The following is a 12,978-nucleotide window of genomic DNA, read 5'->3' as shown; positions in this document are numbered from 1 at the left end:
TCGATCGGGTCGACCACGTCGACCCACCTAAAAGTCAATCGATTGACTTAATTCGGTAGTGTGCGCGGGCAGCAATCCGGTGCAGCACGTCTCGCCCGAAATGTCCGCGCGGCACAACCGAAGGAGCCCACCCGTATGAGCGGAACACCCCGATCGCTGACGGCCGACAGCACGATCGCCCAGTGGCTCGGCCATCCGGAGGGCGGACCGCTGCTCCGAGAACTGCTCGGCCACGGCGGATTCGACGAGAGCACGCTCGCCCCGGTCCAACAGCTGCCGCTTCAGGAGTTGGTGAACCTGAGTCAGGGCAGGCTTGGGCAGGACATCGTCGACGGCCTCGTGACCGCGGTGAACGGTGGCGTGCCCGTGGTGTCGGATCCGGCGGCCGAAGCACGGGCGCGCGCCGTGCCCGGAAGGTTCCGCGATCAGACGGTCATCGTGACCGGGGCGGCCTCCGGGATCGGGCGCGCAACGGCAGCCCGAATCCTGCACGAGGGTGGTCGGGTCATCGCGGTCGATCTCTCCGCCGAGAAGCTCGCGGAGCTCGCGGCCGAGTCGGAATCCGCCGAGCTGGTCACCGTCCCGGCCGATGTCACCGACCCCGAGGACATCGACCGCATCGTGGCCGCGGCGGGCGAACGCATCGACGGTTTGGCCAACGTCGCGGGCATCAACGACGACTTCTCGCCCGCCCACGAGGTCAGCGACGAGATGTGGCGACGTGTCTTCGCGGTGAACGTCGACGGCCCGCTGCGACTCATCCGCGCGGTGCTTCCCTCGATGCTCGCGGCGAGAAGCGGGCGCATCGTCAACGTCGCATCCGAGGCCGCCTTGCGCGGGTCGGCCGCCGGGGTCGCCTACACCGCCTCGAAGCACGCCGTCGTCGGCATCACCCGCAACTGCGCGGTCATGTATGCGCCGCATGGCATCCGGGTCAACGCCGTCGCGCCCGGCGGGGTCGCCACCGGCATGGCCGTCGCCGCCGATTCTTCCGAGTTCGGTGGCGGACGCGTCAAGGACTTCCTCGGCATGATCCCGCCCATAGCCACCGCCGATCAGCTCGCCGCCTCGATCACCTTCCTGTTGAGCGACGACGGCATCAACATCAACGGCGTGGTGTTGCCCTCCGACGGCGGCTGGTCGGCGCAGTAGCGCCACGGCGGAGGCCGGCCGATCCGACTGCGGGTGCGAGGCAGCGCCGAAACCCTCCGATACCGGACGACTGCGCGAAGACCGGTGATTTCGCCGATGTGGCCGGTGTGGTGCGGCGGCGAGGATGACTGCACAGCGTGATCAAGTGCCGATGAACAGGAGTACAACGACGTGCAGTCATCGAGCATCGCCTCCCGCAGAGCCCGCGTCCGATCAGCCGGCCGCCCCAGGACCCGCTTGGCGGGCCTCGTCCTCGCGTTGACCATGGTCGCCACGGGCCTGGCCGCCGCCCCGGCGGCCACCGCCCAGGAGAATCCGTACGAACGGGGTCCCGCCCCCACCGAGCGCAGTATCGAGGCACTGCGCGGCCCGTTCGCCGTGGCCGAGGACCGGGTCTCCTCGCTGGTCATCGGGTTCGGCGGCGGCACCATCTACTACCCGACCGACACCAGCGAGGGAACCTTCGGTGCGGTCGCGGTGTCACCCGGCTACACCGGGACGCAGTCCAGCATGGCCTGGCTGGGTCCCCGGCTGGCCTCGCAGGGCTTCGTCGTCTTCACCATCGACACCAACACGACAGTCGACCAGCCGGACAGCAGAGGGCGGCAGCTGCTCGCCGCGCTGGACTATCTCGTCGAGGACAGCGATGTCCGCAATCGCATCGACCCGAATCGACTCGGGGTGATGGGTCACTCGATGGGCGGCGGAGGCAGCCTATCGGCGGCCGAGAGCAGGCCTGCGTTGCAGGCGGCGATCCCGCTGACCGGTTGGCACCTATCGAAGAACTGGTCGCGGGTCACCGTCCCGACGTTGGTGGTCGGAGCTGAGAACGATCTCATCGCCCCGGTGCGGTCACATTCGATCCCGTTCTACGAGAGCCTGTCGTCCTCGTTGGACAAGGCGTACCTGGAGTTGGACGGCGCCTCGCACTTCGCCCCGAACATCTCCAACACGACGATCGCCAAGTACAGCATCTCGTGGTTGAAGCGGTTCATCGACGACGACCTGCGCTACGAGCAGTTCCTCTGTCCGCCGCCCGACGACCGGGAGATCTCGGAGTACCGCAACACCTGTCCGCACTCCTAACGACGGATCACGACGGCGGTCGCCGGGGTAGGCGGCCGCCGTCGCGCTGTCGGTGCTGCGCCGGACCGGGTCCTCCGGCTAGCCCGCCTGAATCCGTCGTAGGAAGGCCAGCCCGTCGACCGCGAGCGCATCCTGTGTCTCGGCCAGCGGGCGCCAGATCGAGGCGGCCACCGCGATCGCGTCGTTGTGTGCGGTGAACGACTCGATGCAGATCGAGCCGCGATATCCGGTCTTCGTCAGCGCCGCCAGGAAACCCGGCCAATCCAGGTGATCGGCGCCGGGGGCGCCCCGGTCGTTCGCGCAGACCTGGACGTGGGCGATCCGACCGCCCGCAGCCAGTACCGGCGTGACGAGGTCGCGTTCCTCGATGTTGAGGTGGTAGGTGTCCAGCATCAGGCCGACGGTCTCGGCAGGCAGCCCGTCCAAGGCGGTCAACGCCTGTTCGACGGTGTTGAGCACGCTGGTCTCATAGCGGTTGAGCGGTTCCACGGCCAGTCGCACGCCGCGTTCGCCCGCATAGTCGGCGACCGGCGCGAGATTCTCCCGTAGCTCCCGGTACACCGTGGCCCGCTCGGCGGCGTCCATCCGCCAGGTTCGGCCGACCTCGGCATACAGCGGGCCACCCACCGAACCCGCGCCCAGTCGAGCCGCCAGGTCCACGCAGCCGCGCAGATAGTCCTGGGTGTCCCGGATTTGCCGGGCCGGGGCGGCGACGAGGTTGCGGCCCGCCGAGGTCACGGCGCAGACCGCGACGGCGGCCAGGCCGTGCGCGGCGAGCAGCTCCGCAGTACGCCCGGCGTCGATGTCGTCTGCCTGTTCCATCGGGATCTCCACCGCGTCGAATCCCCAGCCCGCGATGCGGGGGATCAGCTCGGCGAGGGTGGCATCGGATAGCGGTGACTCCCAGACCCAGGTGTTCACGCCGATCGGAAACATCCAACTCCTTCAACGATCCAAGAGCTGCGGCCGGAGGCGAGGTCGGGCCGATCAGGCGGCGATCGGCCCGACGCATCCGGTCGAGGTGGCGGTATCGAATTCGGCATGTGCTGGACGGGAGTGATCGGACGGCGGCGGTGTCCGATCACTCCCGCACAGACCCCCTACGTCAGCCTCCCCACTCCTCGGGGAAACCGGGCAGGTCCTCACACCCGCACAGGGCATAGTGCTGTGGCGGCATGCCCTCCTGCAGGTAGGAGTCCAGGTTGTCCTCGGTCACGACGGGCTGCGGCAGCCGCCATTCCCGGGGAACCTCCTCGCCGTTCAAGATTCGCAGCGCGGCGATCACGGGAGTACGCCATTGGAAGGTCGGGTAGCCGGGAGCGATGGCGGTCAGGTCCTTGTCCTGCCAGGCCTGCAGGAAGTCCTGCTGGTCCTCGCCGACGATCGGCGGGATCTCCATTCCGGCGTCCTCGAACGCCTCGGTGACCGCGACCGACGTGGCGCCGGCGTCCATCCACACGCCGTCCAGTCCCCCGTTGCTCTGGATGAAGTCGGAGACGATGTTCTTCGCGGTGGCCGGGTCGTCCTCGGTGAACTGGACACCGACGATGTCCAGATCGCTGTCCTCGAAGACGCGCTCCGCAGCGGCCCAGCGGTGTTCCAACACGTCGACGCCGGGCGCGATGCGCAGTGCCAACACCGATCCACCGGGTTCCACCTCGTCGCGGAGGAACTCCGCGCCCGCCGCGCCGTAGGCGTAGCCGCCGATGGGGCTGATGAAGGTCACCGGGCAGTCCGTCTCGACGCCTCGGTCGAAGACGATGACCGGCACCTCACCACAGGCGGCCTCGACCGCCGGGGTCAGGGTGGCGGTGGTGTTCGGCGAGACGATCAGCGCATCGCAGTCCTGGGCGGCCAACGAGCCGATGTCGGAGATCTGCTTGTCGTCCTGGCCCTGGCCGTCGAGCGCGGTGAACTCCGCGATCTCGGGGTGCAGATCGACCTCGGCCTGCATGGTGCGCCAGCCGACCGCGCGCCACGAGTTGAACAGTCCGGCGTTGGAGAAGCACAGGTTGTGCGGCCCGTCCTTCTGATATTCGCTGGTGTCGATCATCTCCGGGTCGATCATCTGCTCCCAGGGACGATCCTCGGGGCCCTCCGGGACGGCCTCGCGCAACGCCATCTGGGCCTCGTAGTCGGCCTGGACGAAGAACTCCGACTCGCCTGCCGCGTCGGCTCCCGTGGTCTCCGTGCCGAGATCGGTGTCGGTGGGCACCTCGCTGGTGCACGCACCGAGCACGAGCAGGGCCGACACCGACATGATCGTCAGCGCTGGCCGGATTCTGGCTCTCATCGCCTCTCCTTCGTCGAGTTGGGTACGCGTTGGCGCCGCGACCACGAGACCGCCCCGAGGGCGACGGCGGCGATGACGATCACGCCTTGCACGGTCGACTCCAGTGCGCCGGAGACGCCGAGCATGGTCAGCAGGGTGAACAGGGTCTGCAGGGAGAGGGCACCCGCCATGGCGGCCACCACGGAGCCTCGGCCGCCACCGAGGGCGACCCCGCCGAGGACCACGGCGGTGATGGCCTCGAACTCCATGCCGTCGCCCGCCTGCGCCGAGATGCCGGTGAATCCGCCGACCAGCACGGCGGCCAATGCGGCCGCGAGTCCGGAGAGGACGAACGCCAGCACGCGCAGTCGATGCACACGGACTCCGGAGAGGGCGGCTGCGGCGTCGTTGTCGCCGGTGGCCACCAGGGTGCGTCCGGTGTCGGAGCGCATGAACACCACCGCGGCCGCGGCGACCACGGCCAGCACGATCACCGCCCACGGCAACCAGGGCAGTCCGGGGACCATGCCCCGGCCCAGGGTGCGGTAGTCGTCGGAGAGGTAACCCCGGGGCGCGCCCTGGGTCCAGAAGAAGACTGCGCCCTGCAGGATCAGCATCATGCCGAGCGTGGTGATGAACGAGGGCACCGCCAGCAGCGTCGAGATCAGACCGTTGATCAGCCCGACGCCCATGCCCGCGACGAGCAGGATCAGCACCGCCACCGGCCAGGGCATGTCCGGGGCGATGTTGAACAGCTCGGCGGCCACGACCACGCCCACCGTGACGACGGAACCGACGGAGAGATCGAAGCCGCCGGAGACCATGACGAAGTACTGTCCCGCCGCCAGGATGATCAGCGGGGCCGCCCGGCGGATGAAGGCCAGCAGCCGATCCGGTTCGTAGAAGCCGATGTCGACGAAGGCGAGCACGAGTAACAGCACGCCGAGCAGGACGAACACCGGCGTGCTCGCCGACAGGGTGGCGGGCAGGCGCAGCCGGGTGCGCCGCGTCTCGGGGACGGCCGTCTGGGTCATCCCGACCTCCGTTGATCCTGCCGCCTGCGACGGGCGACGCTCTGTCGGGCGTACAGGGCCACCGCGGCGATGATCACCGCGCCCCGAACGACGTTCTTGAAGAAGGGATCGACGCCGAGTTGGTCGAAGACGTTGTCCAGTACCGAGAGGATCAGGACGCCGCCGATGGTGCCGACGACCCCGCCCCGGCCTCCTGCGAGAAGGCTGCCGCCGAGCACGACGGCCGCGATGGACACGAGGTCGTACTGCCCGTCGGTGCCCGCCAGCGGTGCTCCGGCGCCGAGCCTGCTGGCCAGGAACACCCCGGCCAGCCCGGCGCACAGGGAGCACAGCACGTGGGCCGTGATCACCGTGCGGTCGGTGCGCACGCCGGAGAGACGGGCGATCTCCCGGTCACCGCCGACCGCGTAGATGTGGTGTCCGAGACTGGTGCGGCGCAAGACGAACCAGGTCAGGGTCGCGACTGCGGCCACCAGGAACACCGAGACCGGCAGCGGTCCGATCCGGTCGTAGCCCAGCCGTTGGAACTCGGTGGGCACGTCGCCCGCCGGACCGGTGTAGGTGTTCTCCAGGTAACCACGCAGGATCAGCGCGACGCCGAGGGTGGCGATGAAGGCGTTGACCTTCAGTTTCGTCACGATCAACCCGTTGCCCAGCCCGACCAGTCCGGCGAGCAGCAGGGCTGCGGCCACGCCCGCGACGATGCCTGCCGACTCCATGACCTGCGCGGTGATCAGCGTGACCAGACTGATCAGGTAGGCCACCGAGAGATCGAGCGACCCGGCGAGGATGGCGTAGGTCTGGCCGATAGCGACCAGGCCGAGGGCGGCCGAGTTCTGCAGGATGGTCACCGTGTTGGCGACGGTGACGAAGTCGCCGCCGCGCAGGCCGACGATGGTCCAGCCGATCAGGTACACCGCCACCAGGGCGAGGTAGACCAGGACGACCGGGTCGGCGAAGTTGATCCTCGCTGCGGCGGGGGCGACCCGCGATAACGGCGGCGGCCCGGCCTTGGTTCCGGGCTGCGGTGTCATGCGGCGCTCCCGGCGCCGGTGCTCAAACGCATGATCTCTTCCTCACCGACGCCCGGAGGCAGCTCGCCTGCGACGGCGCCGTCTCGCAGCACCACGATCCGATCGCTCATCCCGATGAGTTCGGGCAGTTCCGAGGACACCATCAGTACGGCCATGCCCTGTCTGGCCAGGTCGCGCACGAGTTCGTGGATGGCCGCCTTGGCACCGACGTCCACGCCCCGGGTCGGTTCGTCCAGTACGAGGACCCCCGGCCGCACGGCGAGCCATTTGGCCAACACCACCTTCTGTTGGTTCCCGCCGGAGAGCAGGCGGACCTCCTGGCCGCTGCCTCGGGCGCCGATCCGCAGTTCGGCGAGCAGTTCGGTGACGTCCACCGTCTTGGCTCGACGGCGGCCTGCGAACGCCCCGCGCACCACCAGCAGCGCGTTGTCCCGAATGGACTGGCGCAACGCCAGGCCCTCCGCCTTGCGGTCCTCGGTGACCAGTCCGATGCCCGCGCGGATGGCGGCTCGCGGCGAGGCGGGTCGCACCGGGGCGCCGTCGAGGACCATCTCCCCGGTGGTGAAGGGGTCGGCCCCGAACACGGCGTGCGCCAGGGAGCTGCGGCCCGCGCCCTGCAGGCCTGCGATGCCGACGATCTCGCCCGCGCGGACCGAGAGGTCGATGTCGCGCAGCCGGGCGTTGCCCGCGCCGGTCAGCCGCAGGCGCACGTCGCCGAGGTCGGCGGGCGCGGCCCGGTCCGGGTAGTAGTCGCTCAGCTCGCGCCCGACCATCAACCGGACCAGGTCGTCTGCGGTGACCTCCCCGGTGGAACGACAGGCGGTGCGGCGGCCGTCCTTGAGGACGGTGACCCGTTGGGAGAGATCGAATATCTCCCGCATTCGGTGCGAGATATAGAGGATTCCGATACCGCGTTCGGCCAGCCTGCGAACTAATGAGTACAGCAGCTCGACCTCGTGATCGGCCAGGGCGGCGGTCGGTTCGTCCATCACGACGATTCGGGCGTCTCCGGCTAGTGCTTTGACGATCTCGACGACCTGTTGTTGCGCGACCGAGAGTCGGCGGACCGGCGTATGCGGGTCGATGGAGTCCTCGCCGAGGTCGGCGAGCAGGTCCGCGGTTCGCTGGGCCATCGCCTTTCTATCGACGATTCCGCGCAGTAGGCCGGGTTTGGTCGGCTCCCGGCCGAGAAAGACGTTCTCGGCGACGGTGCGGTCGGCCAGTAACGTCAACTCCTGGTAGATGATGGCGACGCCCGCCGCCTGCGCCTCGACGGGATGTGCGAAGGAGACCTGCCTGCCAGCCAGCGCAACCGTGCCCGCGTCGGGTTCGTGCACCCCGGCCAACACCTTCATCAGGGTCGACTTTCCAGCGCCGTTCTCCCCGACCACGGCATGCACTTCGCCCGAATACAGGTCGAGGTCCACTTCGGTCAATACCGGGACGCCGACGAAACTCTTCGAGATTCCTCGCATCTCCAACAGAAGCGGCGATACGTCCCCCACACTGACCTCCAATGGCCTGGTGTAACCCGGATCACTGTAGGTACTTTCGCCTTGATTGACCAGAAGAATGTTTGCCACAACTGAAAGCTGTCCGATCTGAGACAGCCGAGACTCAGCGCGTAACGAAGTTCTCCCGCCATCGACAGAAAGATCAATTCACTCGAAAGGCCGCATGTCGATGTCGGTCACTGCGGACTTCTGTGATTGTGCGTAGTCGAATCGCAATTCGAGCTCAGTTTCGGCCGAATAATTCGATCTCGCCGAGTGCGATCGGACCATCGTCGGCGCCGTGTCGGTTGCGCACCGTGACCCGGATGCCGGTCACATCGCTGATCCCGGTCAGGGTCTCCTGCTCCCCCGGCTGATCGGCCAGCTGGATGTCCAGCGTCTCCTCGCCGTCGCCGCTGATCGTGGTGATCTCCAGTTCGGCGGCCCTGGCCTGGCAGGCGAACTCCTCCTCCACCGCCGAGCAGCCGGTGTGCACGACGATGGCCAGCAGACGCACCGGCCCGGCCAGCGTGATCTCGACGGAGTCGCCGACCTCACCTGCCGACCAGAATCGATTGCTGAATCCGTCCGCCACGGCGGCGGGCGGATGCGCCGGGTCCGACTCGGATCCGGTCACGCTCGCCACGGCCACCGCCCTCGGAGTGGCCAACCGGTCGCGCAGATCGTCGATCGCGGCCCGGCCCAGCGGATACAACGCGATGACGGCGATGACCAGCGCCACCACCACGACCAGGATCAATAACCAGCGCAGCAGCCCGGAGCCGCCCGCCCGGCGAGAGCGCAGCCGTCGCCACCAGGGCAGCCTGCTCTCCGAAGGCGCGGCCGTCAGGGCCAGCCCGCAGCGGCGGCAGAAGCGCCGGGCCACGGGATTGCGGGTGCCGCACCTCGGACACTCGGGGCCGTCGACCTCCACGTCCCGAGGCACCTCGCTCGGCAGCGGTCTGCGTACCGACGCCCGTCCCGGCGCAACCGGCGCGGGTTGCTCCGCAGCGGCGGGCGCCGTGGTGTCGGCGACGGGTGCGGTCGGTCCCGGTTGCGCAGCGGGGTTCGGCGGGGTGCTCGGGCTCTGCGCGGCGCTCGGGTCCAGCGGCGCTATCGGATTCGGGTCGACGTGCGGCACCGGCGGCGGCTGGCCTACGGGATCCGGCATCGGGGTCTGTGGCCGGATCGGTGCGGACGGGAACGTCTGCGGAGGTCCGGCGAGCTGCGTGGCCGGTGGTCCCACGAAGTCGGGCCGAGGCACGTCGGGGGGCTGCTCCGCGATCGGCGTGGGCCTCGGTGTCGTCGGAGCGGCAGGCGCGGTCGCGGCAGGCGCGTCCCAGGCCAGGTAGGTGCCGCAGGCGACACAGAACGCCTCGTCGATCCGGTTGGAGACCCCGCATTGTGGACACGCACGCATCCTCGGATCACTCCTCGTTCGATGCTCCGGACATCGGCTCACCGGGCGGCGTCCCACCCGCATCCCGAATCGCCTCGCCCTCCGGTGGACCAGCAGACGCCGTCTCGCGGTGCGGGTCCTCGACCGGCGGGGACACCACTTCGACGGTGCACACCAGGTGGGCGGGTCGCACGGACTCGACCATCGACCGCACCCGTTGCACCGGAACCGGACCGCCGTCGGGCCGCCAGACCCGGATCAGCACGTGCCTGCCACCCGTTCCCGGCAATGCCGCTCCCGGCGTGGTGGACCAGGCCGCGCCACCGCCGTCGATGATCGCGGCGCGCACACCCAACAACAGCCACAGCCGTTCGGTCAGCCCCCGTCGAGTGCCCCGGCTGCCGTGCAGCGCCACCGCTCTGGCCACCACGGCACGCCGTAGCGGCTCCGGCCAGTCGGGTTCGATCTCCACCGCCAGCCACGAGGCCAACCACTCCAGGAAGTCCGGTGGGGCCAGCGCGGGATCGAAGTAGGCGGGCAGGTTGTCCAACACACCCAACACCGGCGCCAAGACCTCGTCCAGCCCCTGGGTGAGCCGCTGCGCGAGACTGTCATCGGCGTACATCGAGGGCAGTTGCTCGCCCATCCGGTGCCGGGACAGCAGTCCGGGCGCGGGCCCCCGGGTCATGTCCCCTCCCCGCTGCGATCGACCACCGTGATCTGGTGTTCGTAACCGAAGACCAGGCCGCCCTCGGCGAGATCGACGCGGCCGACCGGGGTGCCGCGCCTGCCGCTGATCGGGTCGGCGGGCAGCAGACGGACGTCCTCGACGAGGTTCACCCCCGGCACGCCCTGCAAGACGGCGAAGATCTCGCCGAACTGGACCGGCCGCCCGAACGGCCAGCCCGTGCCGTCGGGCCCGCCGCGCAAGGGATCCAGATGTCGGTACAGCACGCGCAGCGCCGCCCTGCTCACCTCGTGGACGTCGGCCGCCGTGCTGATCAACCGGGCCACCACGGTCAAACCCTGATAACGCGGCGGTTCCACGATCAGTCGGGTGCCCAACAGCCTGCGCTCGTCGAGACGTCGGGTGATCACGTCGAGCAGACCGGGAGCGGGAACTAGCTGCTCGAACCGCAATCGGTCGTCCTCATCGGGCACCGCATCGGGTACCACCAGGACCCGCACGCCGCCGACATCGCCGGGGGCGTCGCCCTCCCGTGCCGCCAGGCAGCGAATCCGAGCGGTCGGGGCGGCCAGTCTGGCGATCTGTTCGAAGTCGGCCGAGGTGACCGCCCGGTCCTGGGTCCGGAGTTGGTTGGGGGCCCGAAGCCGTGCCTCGGCCACCGTCTCGCCGTCGACACCGCCTGCTGCGGCCGCCCGATTGACCACCGAGGCGATGTAGGGCACCGAGCTTCGCAACACCGACAGTGCGCCGCCTGCGACGTTGCCCGCCCGGCCGCCGCCGGTTCGATACCTCGGCACCCGCAGGGCGGCGCCCTTCGGTGGCAGCGCCCCGAATCGCCGGAAGCCGCCATCCGGTTCGCGGACCGAGGGCGGGAAGGTGAACTCGCCGTTGGCCGCGTCCAGGACCACGTGGCGGTCCGTCGGCGACGACCGGCCGAAGTGCTCGACGATCTGCCAGTCCTGCCAGTCCAGTCCATCGTGGACCTGCACGACGATCGGCTCGCCGTCCGTCAGCACCGGGGCCCGGTCCAACCGGAACCGCTGACCGGACACGCCCTCGGAACGGCCGAGGAACACCTCGTCGACGGTCTCGGCGTTCTCTGCGGTCACCGTCCCGCCGACGGTGACCACCTCGGCGGAGCGCACGGTCGGCGACTCGGAGTAGAACGGCTGGCCGGGTTCCGGTTCGATGACCCGGCAACGCAACCACCCCGCGCGGACCCCGGCGATCACCGAGTGTCGGTGGCCGCTCGGGATGTGCAGCAGCACCTCACCCGGCCGGTTCAGCCCGCCGGTCGTGTCGTGGTCGACCTCGCAGTCGACCCAGGAGTCGCCATCCCATGCCTCCCAGGTCAACGGCGGTTGTCGGGGGTCGACGCCGACACCCTCCACCCTGCTGTCCAGGCTGACCGCCACGGCGCAGCCCGGCACAGCGTCGGAGAGTCCCAGCAGCATCGTGTCGCCTGCGGCGGGAGCCGCCTGGAAACACCGCACGTTGCGGCCGGACTCCAGTTCCGGTGTGTGGTCGACCGGTTCGCCCTGCACCGCTCGCGTGACCAGACGGGTCAGGGTGCAGGGCACGATGTCGAGGTCGATCACGGTGGCGAAGACCAGGGCCTGCTCGGTCTCGGTGCGCACCGTGGCGACCTCGGTGCCCGCCCGGAGCACCACCACATCCGGTTGTGGCGCCGACAACCAGAAGGTGACGTCGGCACGGGCCGCCGAGGGCGGGAACAGGGTGATGCCCAGCAGGTCGAGGAACGCGCGATAGTTCTTCTCCGGGACGCGGTTCAGTCGGTACACCAGCTGCTCGACCATGTGGGCGAAGGTCTCGATCAGCGTGACGCCCGGATCGGACACGTTGTGATCGGTCCACTCGGGACAGCGTTGTTGTACGTAGCGTTTGGCCTCGTCGACGAGCTGCTGGAATCGACGGTCGTCCAGGTTCGGCGCGGGCAGGGCCATCAGTGCTCGCCTCCCCCGGCCGCGCCGTCACCGCTGTTCTGCGATTCGGTGGACGGGATGACGTAGAACGGGAACACCAGGTTGCGGCGGTCGTTGGTGGCTCGGATCCGGTAGCGGACGTCGATGTAGAGGGTTCCCTCCTCGATGGCGTCGAAGGCCACCACCACGTCGGCGACCTCGATCCTGGGTTCCCACCGATCCAGGGCCGCGCGGACGTCGTAGGCGATCCGGCCTGCGGTGGCGCCATCGGCGGGCGCGAACACCTGGTCGTGGATGCCACAGCCGAATTCCGGGCGCATCGGTCGTTCGCCCGGCGCGGTGCCCAGGATAAGCCGGATGGCCTCCTCGATCTCCTGTTCCCGCTCGACCATGCCGATGCCGCCGGTGGGGCCGGTGCGCAGCGGGAACCCCCAGCCGCGTCCGATGAATCGATCGCTCATCCGACACCGCCGATGAACACGTCGGGCGAGCCACCGGCCACCGTCGCCTGACAGGTGGTTCGATCTCCCACCCGTGCGGCCGGGACGCCCCCGATCAACACCACCGAGCCGAGGCCCGCAGGCGAGGGCAGCACGACGTTGCCCGGCCCCAACAGGGCGTGTTGCGGCGGGACCGTGCAGGCGTTCACCGCACCGACGACGGCGGCGGGGCGCATGTTGATGAGCACCGTCGGCAGGCCGCCCCGGGGTGCGGGAGCCAGGACTCCCGTTCGCACGGGTGGCGGGGCGGGCATCCCGGGTACCGACGGCAACGCGGGCGTATGTGAGGTCGGGTCGCCGATCCGGGCGGCTGCGGGCATCGTGGGTGACTCCTTCGGCGAGACGGGCGCTGTCTTTCGAGCCGTGGCAAGCGGATC

The 12,978-nt window shown here is 69.4% G+C and carries 12 protein-coding genes; 2 read left to right on the top strand and 10 right to left on the bottom strand.

What is annotated here, in order from left to right; translation table 11 throughout:
* Positions 1 to 135: 135 nt before the first annotated feature.
* Positions 136 to 1,152: an SDR family NAD(P)-dependent oxidoreductase gene (locus BKA25_RS09770; protein ID WP_069850446.1), complete on the top strand. Its 1,017-nt coding sequence runs from the start codon at positions 136 to 138 to the stop codon at positions 1,150 to 1,152.
* Between the two features lie 171 nt (positions 1,153 to 1,323).
* Positions 1,324 to 2,238 (top strand): bis(hydroxyethyl) terephthalate hydrolase, encoded by a 915-nt coding sequence (gene bdeA / locus BKA25_RS09765; protein ID WP_446323460.1) that lies wholly within the window; start codon positions 1,324 to 1,326, stop codon positions 2,236 to 2,238.
* A 78-nt stretch (positions 2,239 to 2,316) separates the two neighbouring features.
* Here the strand turns inward: bdeA and BKA25_RS09760 are convergent, their stop codons facing one another.
* The 10 genes from BKA25_RS09760 to BKA25_RS09715 all read right to left on the bottom strand — a co-directional run bounded on the left by BKA25_RS09760 (position 2,317) and on the right by BKA25_RS09715 (position 12,921).
* The gene (locus BKA25_RS09760; protein WP_069850448.1) at positions 2,317 to 3,174 is read right to left on the bottom strand and encodes a sugar phosphate isomerase/epimerase family protein; all 858 of its coding nucleotides are present in this window, start codon (positions 3,172 to 3,174) and stop codon (positions 2,317 to 2,319) included.
* Between the two features lie 169 nt (positions 3,175 to 3,343).
* The gene (locus BKA25_RS09755) at positions 3,344 to 4,531 is read right to left on the bottom strand and encodes a substrate-binding domain-containing protein (RefSeq protein WP_069850450.1); all 1,188 of its coding nucleotides are present in this window, start codon (positions 4,529 to 4,531) and stop codon (positions 3,344 to 3,346) included.
* Positions 4,528 to 5,544 carry an ABC transporter permease gene (locus tag BKA25_RS09750; protein WP_069850452.1) on the bottom strand — a complete coding sequence of 339 codons (1,017 nt, stop codon included), beginning with the start codon at positions 5,542 to 5,544 and terminating at the stop codon, positions 4,528 to 4,530. The genes BKA25_RS09755 and BKA25_RS09750 overlap by 4 nt, the downstream gene beginning before the upstream one ends.
* Positions 5,541 to 6,578: an ABC transporter permease gene (locus tag BKA25_RS09745; protein ID WP_069850455.1), complete on the bottom strand. Its 1,038-nt coding sequence runs from the start codon at positions 6,576 to 6,578 to the stop codon at positions 5,541 to 5,543. Before BKA25_RS09745 ends, BKA25_RS09750 begins: the two co-directional genes overlap by 4 nt.
* Positions 6,575 to 8,053, bottom strand: coding sequence for a sugar ABC transporter ATP-binding protein (locus BKA25_RS09740; RefSeq protein WP_069850456.1), 1,479 nt, complete (start codon positions 8,051 to 8,053; stop codon positions 6,575 to 6,577). The genes BKA25_RS09745 and BKA25_RS09740 overlap by 4 nt, the downstream gene beginning before the upstream one ends.
* A 262-nt stretch (positions 8,054 to 8,315) precedes the next feature.
* Positions 8,316 to 9,491, bottom strand: a complete 1,176-nt coding sequence (locus tag BKA25_RS09735) for an NADase-type glycan-binding domain-containing protein (protein WP_069850458.1) — start codon at positions 9,489 to 9,491, stop codon at positions 8,316 to 8,318.
* Between the two features lie 7 nt (positions 9,492 to 9,498).
* On the bottom strand, positions 9,499 to 10,158 hold the full coding sequence (locus BKA25_RS09730) for a phage tail protein (RefSeq protein ID WP_069850460.1): 660 nt from the start codon (positions 10,156 to 10,158) through the stop codon (positions 9,499 to 9,501).
* Positions 10,155 to 12,122, bottom strand: coding sequence for a putative baseplate assembly protein (locus BKA25_RS09725; protein WP_069850462.1), 1,968 nt, complete (start codon positions 12,120 to 12,122; stop codon positions 10,155 to 10,157). The genes BKA25_RS09730 and BKA25_RS09725 overlap by 4 nt, the downstream gene beginning before the upstream one ends.
* The gene (locus tag BKA25_RS09720; RefSeq protein WP_069850463.1) at positions 12,122 to 12,562 is read right to left on the bottom strand and encodes a gp25 family contractile injection system sheath assembly initiator; all 441 of its coding nucleotides are present in this window, start codon (positions 12,560 to 12,562) and stop codon (positions 12,122 to 12,124) included. The genes BKA25_RS09725 and BKA25_RS09720 overlap by 1 nt, the downstream gene beginning before the upstream one ends.
* Positions 12,559 to 12,921, bottom strand: a complete 363-nt coding sequence (locus tag BKA25_RS09715) for a PAAR domain-containing protein (protein WP_069850465.1) — start codon at positions 12,919 to 12,921, stop codon at positions 12,559 to 12,561. The genes BKA25_RS09720 and BKA25_RS09715 overlap by 4 nt, the downstream gene beginning before the upstream one ends.
* Positions 12,922 to 12,978 lie beyond the last annotated feature (57 nt).

The sequence above is a fragment of the Actinoalloteichus hymeniacidonis genome, assembly GCF_014203365.1.
Taxonomy (GTDB): domain Bacteria; phylum Actinomycetota; class Actinomycetes; order Mycobacteriales; family Pseudonocardiaceae; genus Actinoalloteichus_A; species Actinoalloteichus_A hymeniacidonis.
This window is presented reverse-complemented; position numbering and strand designations above follow the sequence as displayed.

Excerpts from the sequence above, each read along its gene's own strand:
- BKA25_RS09750 (WP_069850452.1), bottom strand. The coding sequence starts at position 5,544 with ATGACCCAGACGGCCGTCCCCGAGACGCGGCGCACCCGGCTGCGCCTG.
- BKA25_RS09745 (WP_069850455.1), bottom strand. The coding sequence starts at position 6,578 with ATGACACCGCAGCCCGGAACCAAGGCCGGGCCGCCGCCGTTATCGCGG.
- BKA25_RS09730 (WP_069850460.1), bottom strand. The coding sequence starts at position 10,158 with ATGACCCGGGGGCCCGCGCCCGGACTGCTGTCCCGGCACCGGATGGGC.
- BKA25_RS09725 (WP_069850462.1), bottom strand. The coding sequence starts at position 12,122 with ATGGCCCTGCCCGCGCCGAACCTGGACGACCGTCGATTCCAGCAGCTC.
- BKA25_RS09770 (WP_069850446.1), top strand. The coding sequence starts at position 136 with ATGAGCGGAACACCCCGATCGCTGACGGCCGACAGCACGATCGCCCAG.
- BKA25_RS09760 (WP_069850448.1), bottom strand. The coding sequence starts at position 3,174 with ATGTTTCCGATCGGCGTGAACACCTGGGTCTGGGAGTCACCGCTATCC.
- BKA25_RS09755 (WP_069850450.1), bottom strand. The coding sequence starts at position 4,531 with ATGAGAGCCAGAATCCGGCCAGCGCTGACGATCATGTCGGTGTCGGCC.
- BKA25_RS09720 (WP_069850463.1), bottom strand. The coding sequence starts at position 12,562 with ATGAGCGATCGATTCATCGGACGCGGCTGGGGGTTCCCGCTGCGCACC.
- BKA25_RS09735 (WP_069850458.1), bottom strand. The coding sequence starts at position 9,491 with ATGCGTGCGTGTCCACAATGCGGGGTCTCCAACCGGATCGACGAGGCG.
- BKA25_RS09715 (WP_069850465.1), bottom strand. The coding sequence starts at position 12,921 with ATGCCCGCAGCCGCCCGGATCGGCGACCCGACCTCACATACGCCCGCG.
- BKA25_RS09740 (WP_069850456.1), bottom strand. The coding sequence starts at position 8,053 with ATGCGAGGAATCTCGAAGAGTTTCGTCGGCGTCCCGGTATTGACCGAA.